This is a genomic window from Rhizobium beringeri, from assembly GCF_004306515.1.
GTDB lineage: Bacteria > Pseudomonadota > Alphaproteobacteria > Rhizobiales > Rhizobiaceae > Rhizobium > Rhizobium beringeri.
Window position 1 is genome coordinate 3,599,744 of record NZ_SILG01000001.1, and the last position, 18,859, is coordinate 3,618,602.

Annotated in this window: 20 protein-coding genes; 11 read left to right on the plus strand and 9 right to left on the minus strand. The window is 62.3% G+C overall.

Annotated features, from left to right (window positions below; all coding sequences use genetic code 11):
* Positions 1 to 35: 35 nt before the first annotated feature.
* Positions 36 to 401, plus strand: a complete 366-nt coding sequence (locus tag ELH03_RS18075; protein WP_064651160.1) for a winged helix-turn-helix transcriptional regulator — start codon at positions 36 to 38, stop codon at positions 399 to 401.
* 71 nt (positions 402 to 472) lie between these two features.
* On the opposite strand, the gene ELH03_RS18080 is transcribed toward ELH03_RS18075, so the two are convergent.
* Positions 473 to 1,189, minus strand: coding sequence for an SDR family oxidoreductase (locus ELH03_RS18080; protein ID WP_130659297.1), 717 nt, complete (start codon positions 1,187 to 1,189; stop codon positions 473 to 475).
* A gap of 116 nt (positions 1,190 to 1,305) precedes the next feature.
* Between ELH03_RS18080 and ELH03_RS18085 the strand changes: the two genes are divergently transcribed.
* The 3 genes from ELH03_RS18085 to ELH03_RS18095 all read left to right on the plus strand — a co-directional run bounded on the left by ELH03_RS18085 (position 1,306) and on the right by ELH03_RS18095 (position 5,169).
* Complete coding sequence (locus tag ELH03_RS18085) at positions 1,306 to 2,163, plus strand: helix-turn-helix transcriptional regulator (RefSeq protein WP_130766563.1); 858 nt, start codon at positions 1,306 to 1,308, stop codon at positions 2,161 to 2,163.
* A gap of 138 nt (positions 2,164 to 2,301) precedes the next feature.
* Positions 2,302 to 4,038 carry a gamma-glutamyltransferase gene (ggt, locus tag ELH03_RS18090; RefSeq protein WP_130766564.1) on the plus strand — a complete coding sequence of 579 codons (1,737 nt, stop codon included), beginning with the start codon at positions 2,302 to 2,304 and terminating at the stop codon, positions 4,036 to 4,038.
* 156 nt (positions 4,039 to 4,194) lie between these two features.
* Entirely contained in the window at positions 4,195 to 5,169 is a 975-nt protein-coding gene (locus tag ELH03_RS18095; protein WP_128402879.1) for a threonine ammonia-lyase, read from the plus strand.
* 66 nt (positions 5,170 to 5,235) lie between these two features.
* On the opposite strand, the gene ELH03_RS18100 is transcribed toward ELH03_RS18095, so the two are convergent.
* Positions 5,236 to 6,033, minus strand: a complete 798-nt coding sequence (locus ELH03_RS18100; protein ID WP_128412031.1) for an SDR family NAD(P)-dependent oxidoreductase — start codon at positions 6,031 to 6,033, stop codon at positions 5,236 to 5,238.
* A gap of 125 nt (positions 6,034 to 6,158) precedes the next feature.
* Here ELH03_RS18100 and ELH03_RS18105 point away from each other — a divergent pair, with 125 nt between their 5' ends.
* Entirely contained in the window at positions 6,159 to 7,106 is a 948-nt protein-coding gene (locus tag ELH03_RS18105; protein ID WP_128402877.1) for a GlxA family transcriptional regulator, read from the plus strand.
* A gap of 38 nt (positions 7,107 to 7,144) precedes the next feature.
* On the opposite strand, the gene ELH03_RS18110 is transcribed toward ELH03_RS18105, so the two are convergent.
* Positions 7,145 to 7,951, minus strand: coding sequence for a phytanoyl-CoA dioxygenase family protein (locus ELH03_RS18110; protein ID WP_128402876.1), 807 nt, complete (start codon positions 7,949 to 7,951; stop codon positions 7,145 to 7,147).
* Positions 7,952 to 8,181: 230 nt separating this feature from the next.
* On the minus strand, positions 8,182 to 9,078 hold the full coding sequence (locus tag ELH03_RS18115) for a LysR substrate-binding domain-containing protein (protein ID WP_128402875.1): 897 nt from the start codon (positions 9,076 to 9,078) through the stop codon (positions 8,182 to 8,184).
* 117 nt (positions 9,079 to 9,195) lie between these two features.
* Between ELH03_RS18115 and ELH03_RS18120 the strand changes: the two genes are divergently transcribed.
* From ELH03_RS18120 to ELH03_RS18130, 3 genes are read left to right on the plus strand one after another with little or no spacing between them, the layout of a single operon-like run.
* Positions 9,196 to 9,615, plus strand: coding sequence for a tautomerase family protein (locus ELH03_RS18120; protein WP_128412033.1), 420 nt, complete (start codon positions 9,196 to 9,198; stop codon positions 9,613 to 9,615).
* On the plus strand, positions 9,612 to 10,016 hold the full coding sequence (locus tag ELH03_RS18125) for a cupin domain-containing protein (protein ID WP_130766565.1): 405 nt from the start codon (positions 9,612 to 9,614) through the stop codon (positions 10,014 to 10,016). The genes ELH03_RS18120 and ELH03_RS18125 overlap by 4 nt, the downstream gene beginning before the upstream one ends.
* Positions 10,013 to 10,570 carry a DUF4865 family protein gene (locus ELH03_RS18130; RefSeq protein ID WP_130766566.1) on the plus strand — a complete coding sequence of 186 codons (558 nt, stop codon included), beginning with the start codon at positions 10,013 to 10,015 and terminating at the stop codon, positions 10,568 to 10,570. Before ELH03_RS18125 ends, ELH03_RS18130 begins: the two co-directional genes overlap by 4 nt.
* A gap of 2 nt (positions 10,571 to 10,572) precedes the next feature.
* Here the strand turns inward: ELH03_RS18130 and ELH03_RS18135 are convergent, their stop codons facing one another.
* From ELH03_RS18135 to ELH03_RS18145, 3 genes are all read right to left on the minus strand, one after another.
* Complete coding sequence (locus ELH03_RS18135; protein ID WP_130766567.1) at positions 10,573 to 11,208, minus strand: LysE family translocator; 636 nt, start codon at positions 11,206 to 11,208, stop codon at positions 10,573 to 10,575.
* Between the two features lie 139 nt (positions 11,209 to 11,347).
* A complete protein-coding gene (gene pyk, locus ELH03_RS18140) occupies positions 11,348 to 12,787 on the minus strand; it encodes a pyruvate kinase (RefSeq protein ID WP_018243516.1) in 1,440 nt (479 codons plus the stop codon).
* Positions 12,787 to 13,272, minus strand: coding sequence for a DUF1036 domain-containing protein (locus ELH03_RS18145; protein WP_018481077.1), 486 nt, complete (start codon positions 13,270 to 13,272; stop codon positions 12,787 to 12,789). The genes pyk and ELH03_RS18145 overlap by 1 nt, the downstream gene beginning before the upstream one ends.
* A 200-nt stretch (positions 13,273 to 13,472) precedes the next feature.
* Here ELH03_RS18145 and ELH03_RS18150 point away from each other — a divergent pair, with 200 nt between their 5' ends.
* From ELH03_RS18150 to ELH03_RS18160, 3 genes are all read left to right on the plus strand, one after another.
* Positions 13,473 to 14,261 (plus strand): N-formylglutamate amidohydrolase, encoded by a 789-nt coding sequence (locus tag ELH03_RS18150; protein ID WP_130659601.1) that lies wholly within the window; start codon positions 13,473 to 13,475, stop codon positions 14,259 to 14,261.
* Positions 14,262 to 14,293: 32 nt separating this feature from the next.
* Positions 14,294 to 14,599, plus strand: a complete 306-nt coding sequence (locus ELH03_RS18155; RefSeq protein WP_128402870.1) for a DUF1244 domain-containing protein — start codon at positions 14,294 to 14,296, stop codon at positions 14,597 to 14,599.
* A gap of 91 nt (positions 14,600 to 14,690) precedes the next feature.
* Positions 14,691 to 14,954 carry a DUF2312 domain-containing protein gene (locus tag ELH03_RS18160; RefSeq protein ID WP_008533181.1) on the plus strand — a complete coding sequence of 88 codons (264 nt, stop codon included), beginning with the start codon at positions 14,691 to 14,693 and terminating at the stop codon, positions 14,952 to 14,954.
* Between the two features lie 240 nt (positions 14,955 to 15,194).
* On the opposite strand, the gene ELH03_RS18165 is transcribed toward ELH03_RS18160, so the two are convergent.
* Together ELH03_RS18165 and ELH03_RS18170 are read right to left on the minus strand one after the other, a co-directional pair.
* Positions 15,195 to 17,057 (minus strand): peptidoglycan L,D-endopeptidase MepK, encoded by a 1,863-nt coding sequence (locus ELH03_RS18165; RefSeq protein WP_128412037.1) that lies wholly within the window; start codon positions 17,055 to 17,057, stop codon positions 15,195 to 15,197.
* 178 nt (positions 17,058 to 17,235) lie between these two features.
* Positions 17,236 to 18,780 (minus strand): sigma-54-dependent transcriptional regulator, encoded by a 1,545-nt coding sequence (locus tag ELH03_RS18170; protein ID WP_018243519.1) that lies wholly within the window; start codon positions 18,778 to 18,780, stop codon positions 17,236 to 17,238.
* Between the last annotated feature and the right edge of the window lie 79 nt (positions 18,781 to 18,859).

The following is an 18,859-nucleotide window of genomic DNA, read 5'->3' on the forward strand; positions in this document are numbered from 1 at the left end:
AAAGTGCGGTACTTACCAAAAAGTAAGGTAGTCGGATGACACCCTATTCCGCCGCGACCGGCGTCGAAAACGTGCTGAAAATTCTGGAGGGACGCTGGAAGCTGATCATTCTCTTCCACCTCTTCGGCGGCAAGACCCTGCGCTTCTCCGATCTAGAACGGGCCATTCCGGCGATTTCGCAGAAGATGCTGATCCAGCAGCTCCGGCAGATGGAGGCGGACGGCATCATCCGCCGTATCGTTCATCATCAGGTGCCGCCCAAAGTCGAATATTGTCTGACCGATTGGGGCCAGGCGCTCTGCCCGGCGCTCGATGCGCTGCTGAAATGGGCGGCACTTAAGGACCGTGATCTCTCCGGCATGGAATTTCCCGCCGACGAAACCATCGGCGGGACCGTTTGAACCCTGTTCCAAATTAAATAGTTAGAGCGTGATGTTGTCCGAAGACGGCTCGCACTTTTCGGCATCATGCGCTAGGCGCTGAGACGCACACCGCCGTCGCAGGTGATGACATGGCCGCTCATGAAGCCGTTTCCGATCAGGAAGGCAATCGCCTCCGCAATATCCTCCGGCCTGCCGACACGGCCGACCGGCGTGCGGCCGGCGAAATCCGCAAAGACGCTGCTGCGCTGCTCGGGCGGCAGGAAACTCCACCACGGCGTATCGACGACCCCAGGTGAAACGCCGTTGACACGCAGCGGCTTCAACTCGGCGGCAAGCACCGGCACCATCGCCTCGATGCCGGCATTGACGGCCGCAAGTCCAGCCGTGCCAGGCATCGCCGCCTGCGCGCTGACCGCCGAAACGAAGGTGATGCTGCCGCCCGGCTGCAGCAGCGGCAGTGCCGCCTGGGCTGCCGCGGCATGCGGGATGAGCTTGGTCTGAAACCCGGCAAGCAGATCCGCCATGTCGAGCGTCGCGAAGGGTCCGGCGCCGTGACCGCTGCCCATCGCCAGCACGAGATGACCGAATGCGCCGATCCCGGCAAAAGCCTCCCCGAGGCCGGAAAGCTCCGCCGCATCGAGCACGAGGCTGCGGAGCTCGCCGTCGAGCGATGCCGTCGCCGCGGCAAGCTTTTCGCTGTCGCGGCCCGCAATGGTGACCGTATATCCCTGTTCCAAAAGTAATTTCGCCGTGGCAAGGCCGATGCCGGAAGAACCGCCGATGACGACCACATGCTGCAAAGACATGATGCTGCTCCTAGAATTGATCGAGCCGCAGGCGCTTCAACAACCTGCGACGCCGGCATCATGCGCGGCCCGGAAACGGCAAACAGTTCCGGTTTTATCCTGGTATCAATACTGATATGATCCCCGCCATGGACCAGAGATCCGACACATTCGAAGCCCGCCGCCGTGAATTGGCAGCCTTCCTGCGCTCCCGTCGCGAGCGGCTGACGCCCTCCGAGGTTGGCCTGCCGGAGGGGTTTCGCCGGCGCACGCCGGGTCTTCGCCGCGAGGAGCTCGCCATGCTCGCCGGCGTCGGCACCACCTGGTACACCTGGCTGGAACAGGGCCGTGACATCAGGCCCTCCATACAGGTGCTCAACGCCCTTGCCGATGCGCTGCGCCTCGACGAGGCCGAACGCCGGCATCTCTTCACCCTCAACAATCGCCATGCGCCGCAGGCAGTCTCGTCCGCACCCGAATGCGTCGACGAGCCGCTGCAACGCATGCTCGCCAACCTGACCCACCAACCGGCCTATGTGCTTGGCCGCCGGTGGGACGTGCTCGCCTGGAACCGTGCCGCCGAGGTGCTGTTCGGCGGTTACGACACGCTCGACCGCGACGAGCGCAATACCATGCATCGCCTCTTTGCCGACCCCGCGCATCGCAAGCTGCTCGTCGACTGGGAGGCGGTTGCCCGCGTCTCGCTGGCGATGTTTCGCGCCGACAGCGCGCGTTATGCCGGCGATCCGGATTTCGAGCGGCTGATCGCGCTGCTGAAACAGGCAAGCGCTGAATTTCGTGACTGGTGGCAGCGCCACGAGGTCGTCAATCCGCTGTCCGGCATCAAGCGCATCGACCATCCCGTCAAGGGCCGCATGTCCTTCGAACATACCGGCCTGACACTGACCAGTCGGCCGGAGATGAAGCTCATCGTCTATACGCCGCTCGATGACGACGACACCAACCGGAAACTCGCCGAACTCCTCACGCTTTAGGTTCTGTTTTTACGCATATCGTCGTCGCAAAACCGCTGCACACTTTTGCGCGACATGTTTTAAAGCCACCCCCCTGCATTGCCTCAGGCTGTCGCAGTCCCATATGTTTTTTCATCATTGTCCATAGGAGGGGAAATCATGGGCCGCCTGTATATCGGGACGATCTCCGTCATATCAGCATTGTCGCTGAGTTTTACCTCGGCTTTCGCCGCCTCGCCTGCGCCCGTCGAAGCCGAGCACGGCATGGTCGTCACCGCCCAGCATCTGGCGACCGATGTCGGCGTCGAGGTACTGAAAAGCGGCGGCAATGCCGTCGATGCAGCGGTCGCCGTCGGTTATGCATTGGCAGTCGTCTATCCCTCGGCCGGCAATCTCGGCGGCGGCGGCTTCATGACCATCCGCTTGAAGGACGGTACCAAGACCTTCCTCGATTTTCGCGAACGCGCACCGCTTGCCGCAGCGAAGACCATGTATCTCGATGCCAAGGGCGATATCGTGCCACGCGCCAGCCTCGACGGGTATCTCGCCGTCGGCGTGCCGGGCTCCGTCATGGGCTTCGAGACCGCGCGCGAGAAATACGGCACCAAATCGCGCCAGGATCTGATCGCGCCGGCACTTCGCTTCGCTAAAGAGGGTTTCACGCTGGAACAGGGCGACGCCGCAAGTTTTGCCAGCAATGCCAAGCGCCTCGCCAAGGATGAGGCGGCGGCAAAGATATTCCTTAAACCGGACGGCAAACCCTATGCATCCGGCGAAAAACTCCAGCAGCCAGACCTTGCTTCGGTCCTGGCAGACATCTCCGAAAAAGGCCCCGACGCCTTCTACAAGGCCGCGCCCGCTGAGGCGATCGTCAAGGCGAGCCAGGCCAAAGGCGGTATCCTTGCCAAAGAGGACTTCGAGCAATATGCCGTGCGCGAATTGAAGCCGATCGAGTGCAATTACCGCGGCTACGACATCATCTCCTCGCCGCCGCCTTCCTCCGGCGGCGTGATCATCTGCGAGATCCTCAACGTTCTCGAAGGCTATCCGCTCTCCTATCTCGGCTATAACTCGGCCGAAACCGTGCACATTATGGTCGAGGCGATGCGCTACGCCTATGTCGACCGCAACGCAGCACTCGGCGATCCCGATTTTGTCGAGAACCCGGTCGCCAAGCTTCTCGACAAGAAATATGCCTTGGAGACTGCCGCCAAGATCGACCCCTACAAGGCCGGCACCTCGACGAACCTGAAACCGCTCGGCGGCAAGGAAAGCACCGAGACGACGCATTATTCGATCATCGACGACGAGGGCAATGCGGTTGCCGTCACCTATACGCTGAACGGCTCCTTCGGCGCCGGCGTCGTGGCACCCAGCACGGGCGTCCTGCTCAACAACGAGATGGACGATTTCACCTCCAAGCCCGGCGTGCCGAACCTCTACGGACTGGTGCAGGGCGAAGCCAATGCCATCGCGCCGAAGAAGACGCCGCTCTCCTCGATGAGCCCGACCATCGTCACCCGGGACGGCAAGCCCTTCATGGTGATCGGCAGCCCCGGCGGCTCGCGCATCATCACCATCACGTTGGAAGCGATCCTTAACGTCGTCGATTTCGGCATGGATATCAGTCAGGCGGTCAACGCCCCGCGTCTCCACCACCAATGGCAGCCCGACAAGGTCTTTCTCGAACCCTATGCGCTTTCGCCCGATACCGAAAAGACGCTTGCCGCCATGGGCTACAGTTTCGATGGCGGCAATGACGCGCCGCAATGGGGCCAGGCCGCCGGCATCCTCGTCGGCGGCAAAAGCCTTGCTGCCATCGCAAAAGGCGGCGGCGCCCGCTACAACGGCGCCATGGATAGCCGCGCAGCGGAAGGGTCGGCAAGCGGCTACTGACGCTTCGGGGATCGCCTGATCAAACAGTCGGCGGAAGCGCAACGCGGCTCGAGAAGCAGCGGTGGCACCATTCATGTCACGGTGACAAAGTCGCCGTTCACAATTGGCTTGCCGCGCCCTATGCATGGGCGAACCCGCAAGCAGAAAGATTCCCCAATGGCCAGCATTGAAATGATTGTCGCAGCTCGCGCCCGTCTGCGCGGTCATGCAAGGCGCACGCCGCTTCTCTCCTCCCCTTTCCTCGATGAGATCGCCGGCCGGCGTCTGTTCGTGAAAGCGGAATGCCTGCAGCATTCCGGCTCGTTCAAGTTTCGCGGCGGCTGGTCGGCCGTCTCCGGCCTCGATGCTGCGGTACGCTCGAAAGGCGTCATCGCCTTCTCCTCCGGCAACCACGCCCAAGGCGTTGCGCTTGCGGCCAAGCTGCACAATATCCCTTCCGTCATCATCATGCCGAGCGATGCGCCGAAGCTGAAGATCGCCAACACCCGCGCCTTCGGCGCTGAAGTGGTGCTCTACGACCGCGTCAACGAGGATCGCGACGAGATCGGCGCGAGGCTTTCGGCCGAGCGCGGCCTGACGCTGATCAAGCCCTTCGACGAACCGCTTGTCATCGCCGGTCAGGGCACGACCGGTCTCGAAATCTCCGAGCAGGCTGGGGAGGAAGGCGTGACATCAGCCGAAGTCCTCGTTCCCTGCGGCGGAGGCGGGTTGACCTCCGGCATCGCGCTCGCCCTTGAAGCCAGCGCTCCCGGCTTTCGTGTCCGCCCCTGCGAGCCCAAGGATTTCGACGACACCACCCGCTCGCTTGCCTCCGGCAAGATCGAACGCAACGCGGCGGTATCGGGCTCGATCTGCGATGCGATCGTCACGCCGCAGCCCGGCAACATCACCTTCCCGATCCTCAAGCGCCTCGCCGGCGCCGGCATCGTCGTCACCGACGAGGAGGCGCTACGCGCCATGGCGCTGGCCTTCACGCGGTTGAAGATCGTCGTCGAGCCCGGAGGCGCGGTGGCACTTGCCGCCGCCCTCTTCCATGGCGATGCTCTGGAAAGCGACACGGTCATCGCCGTCACCTCGGGCGGCAATGTCGATTCCGATATCTTCGCCATGGCTCTGGAACGGTTCGGCTGAATATCGTGCAAGTGAACGCCATCGACCATCCGCAGCAGAGCCGCGGATGGTTTCTATCTGTGATCGTTATGCGATCTCGTAGCGTTTCGCCGGCGCGGTGCGAGATAGGTTCGGCATCAGTGCCTGGCGCGCGTGCTCGTAAGCGGCAAGCTGGCCGGCATCTTCGAGCGACGGGATCGTCGCGAACTCGCCCTGCTCGAGGCCTGCAAGCGACGCATCGACCATGTTTTCCGCCGACATCACGATCTCATTCGGCAGATGCTCGACCGGCGTGCCGGCGATGTCCCAGAATTCCGTCGCAGTGGCGCCAGGCAGCACGGCCTGGATGCGGATGTTCTTCTCCGCCAGCTCATGCTTCAGCGACTGGCTGAAGGCGAGCACGAAGGCTTTCGTACCGCCATAGACGCCGTTCAGGAGCTCCGGCGCGATCGCGACAATGGACGCAATATTGATTATCGTGCCGCCGCCACGCGTGACGAAGCCGGGAACTGCGGCATAGGTCAGCCGCATCAGTGCTGTGACGTTGAGCTCGATCATCTCCTGCATCTTGTCGACATCGGCCGCAAGCAGCGGTGCCGTTCCGCCGACGCCGGCATTGTTGACGAGAAGCGTGATGCTCCGGTCTTCCTTCAGCACGCCTTCGATGCGGGCAAGATCGGCCTTGTCGCCGAGGTCGGCCGCCACAGTCTCGACCGTTCGGCCGGTCTCATCAGTCAGCCGGCTTGCCAGTGCCTTCAGCCGCTTACCGTTGCGGGCGACAATAATGAGGTCGTAGCCCTGCTTTGCCAGCCTGTGGGCATAGATTGCGCCGATGCCCGAGGATGCGCCGGTTACCAGCGCCGTGCCCTTATGTTCCTGTGTCATGATCCGTCTCCTTGCATGCGCCGGCCCGATGCCTTGCGCTTGAGGAGAGTCTTACGCCCGATTGCGAATGTCCTAAATGTCATATATACCACCTTTCAGGACATCCTCTTTTCAGGACGATGGTCATGCAGCAAATCGGCTTTCTTCTCTATCCCGGCTTCCAGATCATGAGCCTCGCTGCCGTCTCGGCCTTCGAGTTCACCAATGTCGAACTCGAGGAAAAGGTTTACGAGGTCCGCTATCTCTCCGAACACGGCGGGCCGATTGCCAATTCGCTTGGCATGGTGATGGAGACGGAGCCCTTTGGGGACCCGGCGGCCCTCGACACGCTGATCGTGGCGGGAGCGCCCGGTATCAGACTGCCGAATGCGGCGGAAACCGACTTCGTTCGCGCCGCCCTGCCCGCCACACGTCGCCTGGCGTCGATCTGCACCGGCGCCTTCTTCCTTGCCGAAGCCGGCATCCTCGACGGCCGCCGCGCAACGACGCACTGGTATGTCTCCCGCGAGCTGCAAAGCCGCTATCCCAAGATAAAGATAGAAGAGGACCGGATCTTCATCATCGACGGTTCGGTCTGGACATCGGCTGGCATGACGGCCGGGATCGATCTGGCACTTGCCATGGTCGAGAAGGACCACGGCATTGAAGTCGCCCGCGCCGTGGCCCGAATGCTTGTCGTCTATCACCGCCGTTCCGGCGGCCAGTCGCAATTTTCCGCGCTGCTGGAGCTGGAACCGAAATCCGACCGCATCCAGAAGGCGCTCGACTTTGCCCGCGGCAATCTGAAATCGCAGCTTTCGGTCGAAGAACTGGCGGAAGCAGCCCATCTCAGCCCCCGCCAGTTCAGCCGAGCTTTCCGCGCCGAAACCGGGCAGTCACCGGCCAAGGCCGTGGAAAATCTCAGGCTCGAAGCCGCCCGGCTGATGATGGAGCAGAGTCGCCATCCGATTGACGTCGTCGCCGACGAGACCGGCTTTGCCGACCGCGAGCGTATGCGCCGCGCTTTCCTGCGCGCCTTTGGCCAGCCGCCGCAGGCAATACGCCGCAACGCCCAGCAAGAACTGCAAAGGTGAGCACCCAGCCTGCGACGGCAGGGTGCTTTCTGTCCTCGCTACTGTTGTTGAAGCGCCCGGCGGATCGCGATCTCGACCGGCGAATAGGCGCCGTCCTCCCGTTCGAGCCGGAGAGGTTCAGAAGGCGCAAGGCCGGGCTGCGCCATGAAGCGCGGCTGCCTGCCGCGATGCATCTGCGCTGCATGGATGACGAACGGATGGCACAGATAGACCGTGCCCGCCGGACCTGTCGCTAACGCCAGCGGCCGGTTTTCTCCGACATGCTCCAGCCAGAGATGCGCCATCCCCGCTGCCCCCGCCGGGGCCAGAAGACGGGCGATATCGTTGTGCGAACCGACGCGGATGCGGGTCGGCGCATCCTCTTCCCCGACATCCGAGAACAGGAAGAGCATCAGCAACGCCCGCCCGCGCGAGGTGATGTTCACCCGCCAGGCGGAAAAGTCCCGTTGCTCGTTCGGATCGGAACCCTCGTCGGAAAAGCTGAGGTCGACATGCCAGCCGGCATCACCGGGATCATCGGGATGGGGGAAGCGCACGGGAAAACTGCCAAGCCCACCGCGCGGCTCCCAGCGACCGGTGCCGACGAGCTGATCGAAGGCCGAATGCAATACCGGCGTGTTGACGGCTTTCTCGAAAGGTCCGCCGCCATAACCGGCAAGCCGCACGACGGGCTGCGTCCACGTGCTTGGATCATCCGCAGCGAAGGGAATGTCACGCCACATGATGACACGGGCTTCCTCGGCCAATGCGCGGGGAAAAGCGTCGTCGATCCTGACGAAACCGTCCTCGATGAATCGCTCGATCTGCGCAGCACTCAGTGCCGGCGGGTTAACATCTGATGTCATGAAATATCTCTCTATCGCCAAACCTGCCGGCTCTTTCCTTGGCCAGATGCAGGGTGGTTACATCCACGGCAACGCACCAGCCACGAAGGGCTGGTCAGCGGCCGCATCTTCTGATGCCCGAAGGCAGAGCCTTAGAGGCTCAAGAAGAAGACCGAAGCGATATTGAGGGTGAACATCTTCATAGCGGTTCGAGGCTACAGGCTTGCGCCCGAGGGGTCAATGCGGAGATGTCAAGCCAACACCTCGCGCACCGCGCCATGCACCGACTGAAGCACGAGCTCGGCAAGCCGGGCCGCAGCCGGTTGCGGTTCGGCTTCCGCCCGATGCAGGACCAGACCGAGCTTCGGCAAATCCGGCAGGCCGATTGTCTCCGGCGCGAGCGGCCGGACCTTCGCCGGCAGGCCGATCGGCGTGCGGATGGTGAGACCGAGGCCTGCCGCGGTCGCGGCCCAGAGACCGCCGAGACTGGGACTGACGAAGGCGAGCCGCCAGGAGATGCCCGCCTCATCAAGTGCCTTGGTCGCTGCACTCCGCAGCAGGCACGGCGCCTCCAGCGAAGCGAGCGGCATCGGCTCGCCGCTTGCGGCTTGCCAGCCCGGCTGCCCCTCGGCAGGTCCGATCCAGCGCATCGGCACTTCGCCGATCCGCTCGCAATGCGCCGTCAGCGTGCCATCGCTCCAGGCAAGCGCCAGATCGAGCTTGCCTGAGGTGACGCGCTCGAGAAGTTCGGCATTGCGCACCACCCGCGCCTCGATCCGGACCTTCGGATGGGCTCGCGCGAAGCGGCCGAGCACATCAGGCAGCAGGGTCTCGCCGAAGTCCTCCTGCAGGCCGAGCCGCACCCAGCCTTCCAGCTCGACGCTGTGCACGGCCGCAGCCGCCTCGTCGTTGAGCTCCAGCAGCCGCCTGGCATAACCGAGCATCGTCTCGCCGGCATCGGTCAGCGCCAGCCCGCGACCCGCCTTGCGGAAGATCGGCGTGCCCGCTTGTTCCTCCAGCCTCTTCAGCTGCGCACTCACTGCCGAGGTCGAACGCCCGAGCCGCTCGGCCGCCTTGGCGAAATTACCGAGCTCCATGCCGGTCGAAAAGGTTCGAAGCACATCGAGATCGAAGATCGTCCGTCGCATTGCATAATCCCATTTTTCAGGATCATTAATCCATAAAATTCTGATTTTCGGCATCATCGTGCCGTGCGATGGTTCTGCTGTCAAGGTCGACGGACGGCCTGAACCATGGAGATCCCGATGCCCTTCGTTCGCATTTCCCTTCGCAGAGGCAAGTCGCCGGACTACCTCATGGCGCTGGCCGACAACATCCAGCGCGCTCTGGTCGAGACCTTCGACGTGCCTGAAAACGACCGCTTCCAGACCATTCACCAGCATGACGAGCCCGAGCTGATCTTCGACCGCAGCTATCTCGCCGGCCCGCGCTCGGACGACTTCGTCTATATTTCGATCACGATCGGCAGGCCTCGCACCGGCGAGATGAAAGCGGCGCTCTATCGGCGGCTCGCCGATCTCCTGGCGCAATCGCCGGGCCTCCGGCCTGAGGATGTGATGATCGTCATCAGCACCAGCGCACCGGAAGACTGGTCCTTCGGCGACGGCATTGCCCAGATGACCGACCCAGACTGGCGGCTTCGTGTGGCTGGAGGCCGGCAATGAGCGCTTCGAACCCGAAGACCATGACCATCAGGCGGCCCGGCAACGCAATCCGCTCGCCGGAGGGCGTCGCGACTGCGCCCTTCTGGGTCGAGATGCTGCTCGAAGGCAGCGCCGATGGCGAGAACACCGCAATGCGCGCCGCGCTCGATCCCGGCACCATCACCCGCTGGCACACCCACCCCATGGGTCAGCTGCTTTATGTGCTTTCGGGCCATGGGTTGGCGCAGAACGAGGGTGGCCCGATCGAAGCATTGCGTGCCGGCGATGCCGTCTGGTTTGCGCCCGGCGAGCGTCACTGGCATGGCGCGGCCGATGACAGCCCCTTCAGCTATATCAGCGTCCAGCCGACGGAAAACGGCATCGTCGTCGAATGGCTGCAACCGGTGGAGGGACAGTCATGATCACCATGCAGTACAGCTTCACCCTGCCCGCCGATTACGACATGTCGATCATCGACCGCCGCATTCGCGACAAGGGTCCGTTGCTCGACGGCTTTCTCAATCTCGGTTTCAAAGCCTATCTCAGCACCCGCAAGGGAGAGTTCGGCAGCCATGACAATCTCTATGCGCCCTTCTATCTCTGGCAGAGGCCGGAAGGAGCAAGCGACTTCCTCTGCGGCCCAGGTTTCGAGGCTCTCACCAGAGCCTTCGGCTGGCCACAGGTGAGGACCTGGATCGTCTGGCAGGCAGAAATCTCGCCTGATATCGCCTCAGCCAAGTTCGCCACACGCGATGTCCTGCAGACAAAGCCTTATGCGCCGCTCGCCGACATCCGCCGCGCCGAAAGCGCGCAGGCTGGAGCCGACGTAGAGACAGGCAACGCACTCGCCTCCGTCTCCGGCTTCGAACCGACGACCTGGACGCGGGTGCGCTTCAGACTGTGGCGAGAAATTCCCGAGATCGGCGAGCACACGCAGGCCTATCGCGTCGGCCACCTATCCCTGCCTCAACCCTGAACTCAGACGGTTGCCCGGCGATACAAGGCCAGCGAGCCGGCAAGCGCCAGCAGCGCGCCACCGCAGGCCCGCTCCAGCCACATGGCGCCTGAGGTCTTGAGGAAACGTACCGCCTGCGAACCGAAGAAGGCGTAGCCGAACATGATGAGGAAATCGAGCACGGCAAAGACGAGCGCAAGCAGCGCATATTGCGTTGCCTGCGGCAGGGTCGGATCGATGAACTGCGGCAGGAAGGCCGAGAAGAACAGGTAGCCCTTCGGATTGGTCGCCGCGACCATGAAACTCTTCAGTCCGATCGAGAAGGGCGAAGTCGCGCCCGCAGGCGCTCCGGACTTCAACGCCGCATCGATCGTGCCCTTCGAACGCAGCAGCATGATGCCGAGAAAGGCGAGATAGGCGGCACCCGCCCATTTCAGCATCGAGAACCAGAATTCCGATGCAGCGAGCAGCGCACCGAGCCCGATCGCGACGGCGCCGATCAGCACGAAATCGGACAGCACCGCGCCGATCATGCCGGCAACTGCGCGGCGCAGGCCATGCCGAGAACCATTGGTCAGCGCAAGCAGCACTGTTGGCCCCGGCGTCGCGATGCCGACAAAGGAAACGACTGCAAAAGCCAGAAGCGTGACGATATCCATGATGCTCCTCCGAACCCAGAGCATGTCCTGCTCCAGGGACCGAAACTTGCACGCGTCGCCAAGCTTGGCAATGCCGGTTCGTCAACGAAAAAACCCGCCGCCTCTTCAGGCAGCGGGTTTTCGAAGGGATGCGATTGGATCAGACGCCGCTCTGGCCGTCAGAGCCGATATAGGCAATGCGGATCATATTAGTGGCACCGGGCGTGCCGAGCGGCACGCCGGCCGAGATGATGATGCGATCGCCCGGCTTGCCGAAGCCTTCGTCCGCGACGATGCGGCAGGCACGGTTGACCATGTCGTCGAGATCGGTCGCGTCATGGGTGACAACGCAATGCAGGCCCCAGACGACAGCAAGGCGGCGTGCCGTCTTGATGATCGGCGACAGCGCCAGGATCGGCACCTGCGGACGCTCACGCGAGGCACGAAGGCCTGTCGTACCCGACGAGGTGTAACAGACGATCGCCGACAGCTTCAGCGTCTCGGCGATCTGACGGGCAGCAAGCGAGATTGCATCGGCACCGGTCGCTTCCGGCTGGGCACGCTGGGCATAGATGATGCCGGGATAATGCGGCTCGCGCTCGATGGCAGTGGCAATCGACGCCATCGTCGCGACAGCTTCGACGGGATAGTCGCCCGAGGCCGACTCGGCCGAGAGCATGACGGCATCCGCACCTTCGAAGACGGCGGTCGCGACGTCGGAAACTTCGGCGCGTGTCGGCACCGGCGCTGAGATCATCGATTCCAGCATCTGTGTGGCGACGACCACCGGCTTGCCCGAACGGCGGCAGGCACGGATCAGCTGCTTCTGGATGCCGGGAACCGATTCGAGCGGCATTTCGACGCCGAGATCGCCGCGGGCGACCATCAATGCGTCGGAAAGCTCGATGATTTCCTCGATGCGCTCGAGAGCCTGCGGCTTTTCGATCTTCGACATCAGGCCGACACGGCCACGGGCGATCTTGCGCACTTCGGCAAGGTCGTCGGGACGCTGGACGAAGGAAAGCGCCACCCAGTCGACATCGTCGGTGGCGAGCACGGCGTCGAGGTCGGCGCGGTCCTTATCCGTCAATGCGCCGACGCCGAGCAGCGTATCGGGAAGGCTGACACCCTTGCGGTCGGAGATGCGCGTGCCCGAAATAACAGTGGTGACGATGCTCTTGCCGTCGCATTTTTCTGCGCGCAGGGCGAGCTTGCCGTCATCGATCAACAGACGGTGGCCGGGCTGCACCGACTCCAGGATTTCGGGGTGCGGCAGATAGACGCGGTTCTGGTCGCCGAGCGCTTCGTTGTTGTCGAGCGTGAAGGTCTGGCCGGGCTTCAGGTCCACCTTGCTGTCGACGAACTTGCCGACACGCAGTTTCGGTCCCTGCAGGTCGGCGAGAATGCCAATCGGCCGGCCGGAGCGCGCCTCGACCGAGCGAATGCGCTGGATAAGCGTACGCATCAGGTCGTGGCTCGCATGGCTCATATTGATGCGGAAGACATCGGCACCGGCCTGGTGCAGCTTCTCGATCATCGATTCCTCGGAGGAGGCTGGCCCGAGGGTGGCGAGGATTTTAACTTTGCGATTACGCTTCATCAATTCTGGCTTTCTTGCGTCCCTGGGGTGTCGGAGAGCTGAACCATCCAGCTACCCTGGCGGCCCGTATCATATTCCTTGAATCCCATCTTCTGGTAACCGCGGGCATAACAATCCTGCACACCCGTGATCTTGAATTCGTTTTCCGCCACGCACATCTGCACGTCACCCGTCCATCGTCCTCCCCGGGCGGCGTCCTCTGCGTAGAGGTAGTAATAGCGCGACTGCAATTCTCCCTCGATCAGCGTGGCGCAGGTCGTTGCCGGCACCTGCCACCAGCCCTCGGTCACCCAGCCATCCTTGGCCCGATATCCAATCGCGACGCCGACGAGATTCTGCGTTCCGTTGCAGACGCGAAAATCGGCGCGTGCGGCATCTGCAATGAAAAACGGCATGGCGGCTGCAAAAGCGAACAGAGCGAGACGGACCAGCGGTCCGGACCGCGTGAGGAAACTTGGCGCGGCTTGGATCAACACGGCTCCCAAATAGCTCCACGGTTATTCGTATCCGTGTCTTCTTGCGCCGCCGTCAAGCGAAAGTCAACGCAATGCTAATCGATTATATTTCCTTTCATAACCCCCGTCGAGGGTCCGGCTCAACCTCTCCCCGCCTGCCGCGCTTGAACCTGCCGCAGGCGCATGCGATCACTGCGCCCGACGGCGCAATGACAAACGGCAATTCCCTGATGGACGACTTCCAATCCTTCGAAATCCTATCCGGCAAACATGACAAAGGCATGGTGATCCTCGCAGATCACGCGATGAACCGCCTTCCCGCACGATATGGCCGGCTCGGACTGCCCGACGCGGCCTTCGCCCGCCACATTGCCTATGACATCGGCATCGAGGGCCTGACGCGGCAGCTCTCGGCAAAACTCGGCGTTCCCGCCGTGCTCGGCGGCTTTTCGCGCCTGCTGATCGACCCGAACCGCGGCGAAGACGATCCGACGCTGATCATGAAAATATCAGACGGCGCCGTCATATCAGGCAATCATCCGATCACGCCGCAGGAATGGGACTACCGCATCGAAACCTTCCATCGCCCCTATCACGACGCCGTGGCCGCAACGATCGACAGGGTGGCGAATACCACCGGCAGGGCGCCGCTTGTGCTGTCGCTGCACTCCTTCACCCCGGCCTGGAAAGGTATTCCCCGTCCCTGGCACGCCGCCGTGCTCTGGGATAGCGACCATCGCGCCGTCGGCCCGCTGCTCGACATGCTGCGCGCCGATCCCGATCTCGCCGTCGGCGACAACGAACCCTATGACGGCGCGCTGAAGGGCGATACCATGTACCGCCACTGCATGATCACAGGCATTCCGCATGCGCTGCTCGAGGTGCGCCAGGATCTGATCGGAGACGAAACCGGCATATCGGCGTGGGCCGAACGCCTGGGGCCGATCTTTGCGGCGATGAATGCCGATCCCGCCTTGCACGGATACGATGTTCACCTGTCGCGCACCGGTCCCTATTGAAAGCCGGCCCCTATTGAAAGAGAGGAAGCGAGATGACCGAGCTCAGCAAGGAACAACAGACCGAATTCGAAGCTGCCGCCTTCCGCCGCCTCGTCGCACATCTTCGCGAACGCAGCGACGTACAGAACATCGATCTGATGAATCTGGCCGGCTTCTGCCGCAACTGCCTGTCGAACTGGTATCGCGAAGCCGCCGAGGCCGAAGGTGTCCCGGTGACCAGGGACGAATCGCGCGAGATGGTCTATGGCATGCCCTATGAGGATTGGAAGAATCTTCACCAGAACGAGGCCTCGCCTGTGCAAAAGGCTGCTTTTGAACTGAACAATCCACACAAATAGCTTGGCTGGCCGCGAACAGGCTTGACCATGACGCCGCTTCGCGGCAGTCACTGGCATCCAAAATTGATCACCGAAAAATCAGGAGAACACGATGTCTGATGCTCATGGCGTCGCCCGCGATCAGCTTCGCGCTTTCATCGAGCGCATTGAACGGCTGGAAGAAGAAAAGAAGACCATCGCCGACGACATCAAGGACGTCTATGGCGAAGCCAAGGGAATGGGCTTCGATACCAAGATCCTGAAGAAGGTCGTGGCGCTGCGCAAGAAGGACGAGCAGGAGCGCATGGAAGAGGAAGCAATCCTCGACACCTACCTGCACGCGCTCGGCATGATCGAGGCGCCGCCGGAAGGCTGATCCACCGACATCGCCGATATCGACAAGCCGCCGAGCCTTTCGGCGGCTTTTCTTTTGCGCAGGATGCGCCGGGCTGCTGCATAATTCCTTAAATCGGAATCGATTTAAGGAATTATGCAGCGTCCTTTGCGCGTCTAAAAGAGGCGCGGCGCTGTAAACAACCACCTCGCCGGATCGAAACAGCAAAAAGAAAAACCGCCGGATCGCTCTGGCGGTTTCGATATTCCGTAATCGGCAGGCTCAGTTCGTGTTGAACTTGCGCACTTCCATGAAGTTCACAGCCGTGCCGCTGAAGCGGGCCGGGTCGACCGAAGCGGTCTTGATGTTGAAGCCCTCGGCATAGACGGCGGTCGGCTGGGCGCGCATCGTCTGGCTGACGAAGCGCGGCGCCTTGACCTGCTTGGAGGCCATTTCCAGGCGGGCATTGGTAAGGGCCCACTGCGAAATCATCTTTTCCGTCAGCTTCGGCTCGGTGCGTACCGTCGTGCGGCTGGCATCCGCTGCCGCGGCTTCCTTCTGCGTCGGGCGACCACCCTTGGCGGGAAGCCCCTGTGCCACCGCGCTTTCGGCCGCCGGTTCGTCAAAGCTGTCGCCAAAGCTTGCCGATTTGGTCATCGGCGCCAATGCGGCGAGCTCGAGCGGCGGCTTTGCGGCAGGCGTCTTTTGCGTCATCGCAGCGTTGATCGCCTGCTCCACCGTGACCGGCGGCGCCTTCGACGCGATCTGGCTTTCCCCTTCGTTCCGCTGCTGGTCGAGCGCGTCGGCCACGGCAGGAGACAGTGCGTCCTGATCGGCTTCGTCGGCCTCTGCCTCCGGATCGGCATCGGCCGCAGCAAGAAGGTTCTCGGCAACGGAAGGGCGCTCGATCGGCGTCGGAACCGGCAGTCTATTCGCGCCCGTCAGCACGGGATCGGTCGACGCGACCTCGGCGTCGCCAGGCGCGCGGCGCTGGCCGAGAAGCGAGGGAACCGGAATGCTGTAGGCGCTAAGATCGGCGAACTGCTGCGGCTGAGCCTGATCGGCTGGAAGGGCCGCCGCGAGAGCCTGCTGTGCAGCATTACCCGAAGGCGGCGCTACGAGCGCACTCGCCACTTCGCTGCCCGCCTGCTGGTTGCTAAATGCCGGGCGAACCTGCGGCACCGGCGCATTCAGATCGGCGACTTCGGTCGGCTTCGGCTCAGCAAGAGCAGGCTCGGCAGGAGCAGGCTCGGCCTTCGGCGGCGTCGCCTTGGCGATTGCAACAGGCGTAGAATCGTCCGACTCGTCTTCCTGCTCATCCGCTCCGCCGCCAAAGAGCGCGGCAAACAGCGTCTTGTGCTTCGGCGCCTCCGATTCGGAAGCGCTGGCGATCTGGATCTGCGTGCCGCTGGCGCGGCGCTTATAGTCGGCCATCGCCTGCTGGTAGCCCGGCAGCGGCTTGCCATCGGCCGGAATATGGATGGTGTTGCCGTTCGGGAAGAGCCGGACGAGCTCGTCGCGGCTCATGCGCGGCCAGGCGCGAACCCCGCCGACATCCATATGCACGAAGGGCGAGCCCGACTTCGGATAAAAGCCGACGCCGCCGACCTGCATCTTCATGCCGATGCCACGCAACGTCGCCAGCTTGACGTCGGGAATGAAGAAGTCCATCGCCTTGCCAAGCATATGCTGGCTCTTTTCGGCGACACCGGAATTGCGCGAGCGGCCGCGCAGCATCTCGTTGGTTCCCGGCGAACGGAAACCGCAGACGACGTTGATGTAGTCCCTCGAACCACTCTGGCGATAGACTTCCCAGATCAGGTCGAACAGGCGCGGATCCATCTTCGTTGGCTGGTTCTTGCGCCAGTCGCGCAGGAAGCGGTTCAGCTGCTCCAGACCCTTGGGGTCGAACTTGCCATTCCGCTTGTAAGTGATGACGGCTTTTTCGCCGGTATGAATGAAATAGAGCTTGAGGCTGCGGGTGTCGCCCGCTGCCTGCGAAGGCGTACCAACGAATACCGGTGAGGAAACCGCGAGCGCAAGAAGGGCGGCCGCTACCGTCCTTATTGCCTTTCCGCAAATGTCGGCGCACAACAAACGCCAGCTCAAGCGCGAAGGCTTGGAATTCCCATTCAGATTCGGCAACTCGATCCCCGTCAGACAGACAATGTCCCGTACTGTCTCAGATGACTGTCAAATGCGGTCACACGATGGCAAAAATGCCACACATGATCAACCTTTTCTTTACATAGTGAACGCACCACTAACAAGTGGTTTATGACTAGTAACAAAACGTGGTTGCCTTAATCTTAATGAAAAGCGCTTAAGCCGCATCTTTCTGGGGATTGTCAGGGTCTATGCCGTAATCCTTGAGCTTGCGATAAAGTGTGGATCGGCCGATGCCAAGCTTGCGCGCTACTTGACTCATCTGTCCGCGATAGAATTTGAGTGCGAATCGGATAAGTTCCTCCTCGACATCGGCAAGCCTACGCACGTCTCCGGCAGGATTGACGCTGGCGATTGCGTTTTCCGAGACCTCGGACAGGCGGTGGTGCACCTCTCCCGACATCGACGCCCTGAAGTCCTCGCCATAGCCATTGTCGGGATCGAGGCCGGTATTGTCGGCAACGAGCGCCAGATGATCCACCACGTCATATTCCGGAAGCTGGGCGGCGATCTGCGGGAAATCAGCCTCGGTCAGCTCCGGCCCTTCGGCCAGAACGACCGCGCGGAAGATCGCGTTTTCGAGCTGGCGGATATTGCCCGGCCAGTCATAAGCCGTCAGCAAAGCCAGCGTGCCGGCATTCACCGTCATGCGGCGGCCACTTTTCTGCTCGCTGGAAAAGCGGTCGGCAAAGACGCGCACCAGATGCGGAATGTCTTCCTTGCGTTTGCGCAGCGCCGGAATGGTGATCGGGAAGACGTTGAGGCGATAATAGAGATCCTCGCGGAAATGGCCGTTCTTGACTTCCTCGATCAGATCCTTGTTGGTCGCCGAGATCAGTCGGACGTTGACCTTGTGTGCGGTGCGTGCACCGACGGTCTCGATCTCGCCCTGCTGCACGGCGCGCAAGAGCTTCACCTGCACCTCGAGCGGCAGGTCGCCAATCTCGTCGAGGAAGATGGTGCCGCCATCGGCTTCCATGAATTTGCCGATGTGGCGCTCGGTCGCGCCGGTAAACGCGCCCTTCTCGTGACCGAAGAGAATGCTCTCGACCAGATTATGCGGGATCGCCCCGCAATTGACGGTGACGAAGGGCTTGTTCGAGCGGTCTCCGCCGGACTGGATGGCGCGCGCCACCAGCTCCTTGCCGACGCCGGATTCGCCTTCCAGCACGACGGGGATGTTGGACTGAGCCGCCCGCTGGGCGAGATCAATGACGCGGAGCATCGCCGGGCTCGCCGAGACGATATCGTCGAAGCCAACCGAACCGGAACGAGACCGGCGTCCGGCCCGCGCCTTCACCTCGCGCTGGTCGAGCTTCATCGCGTTCGATATCGAAGTGGCGATGCGTTCGGGCGAGACCGGCTTGACGACGAAATCGAAGGCGCCGGCGCGCATCGCCTGCACCACAGTCTCGATGCCGCCCTGCCCCGTCTGCACGATGACGGGGATCTGCGTGCCGAATTCGTGAAGCGCGTCGAGGAATTCGAGGCCGGTCATCTCCGGCATCATCAGGTCGAGCACGATGACATTGAAAAGGCCGCTGTCGCGTTTGACCATTTCCAGGCCGATGCGGCCGTTTTCCGCCTGGTGCACGACATGGCCGTGACGCTCGATTGCGTTCTTGAGCAGGCGGCGCTGCACGGGGTCGTCTTCGACCACGAGGATTTGCCCTGCTCCCTTGAGCTCATTGTAACCGGTCATTGTCGCCTCACTTCATGCGAAACCATAAAGCGCACTCTGACAGGAAGGCTTGAACATCCAGTTTTGAGAAACAATTGCA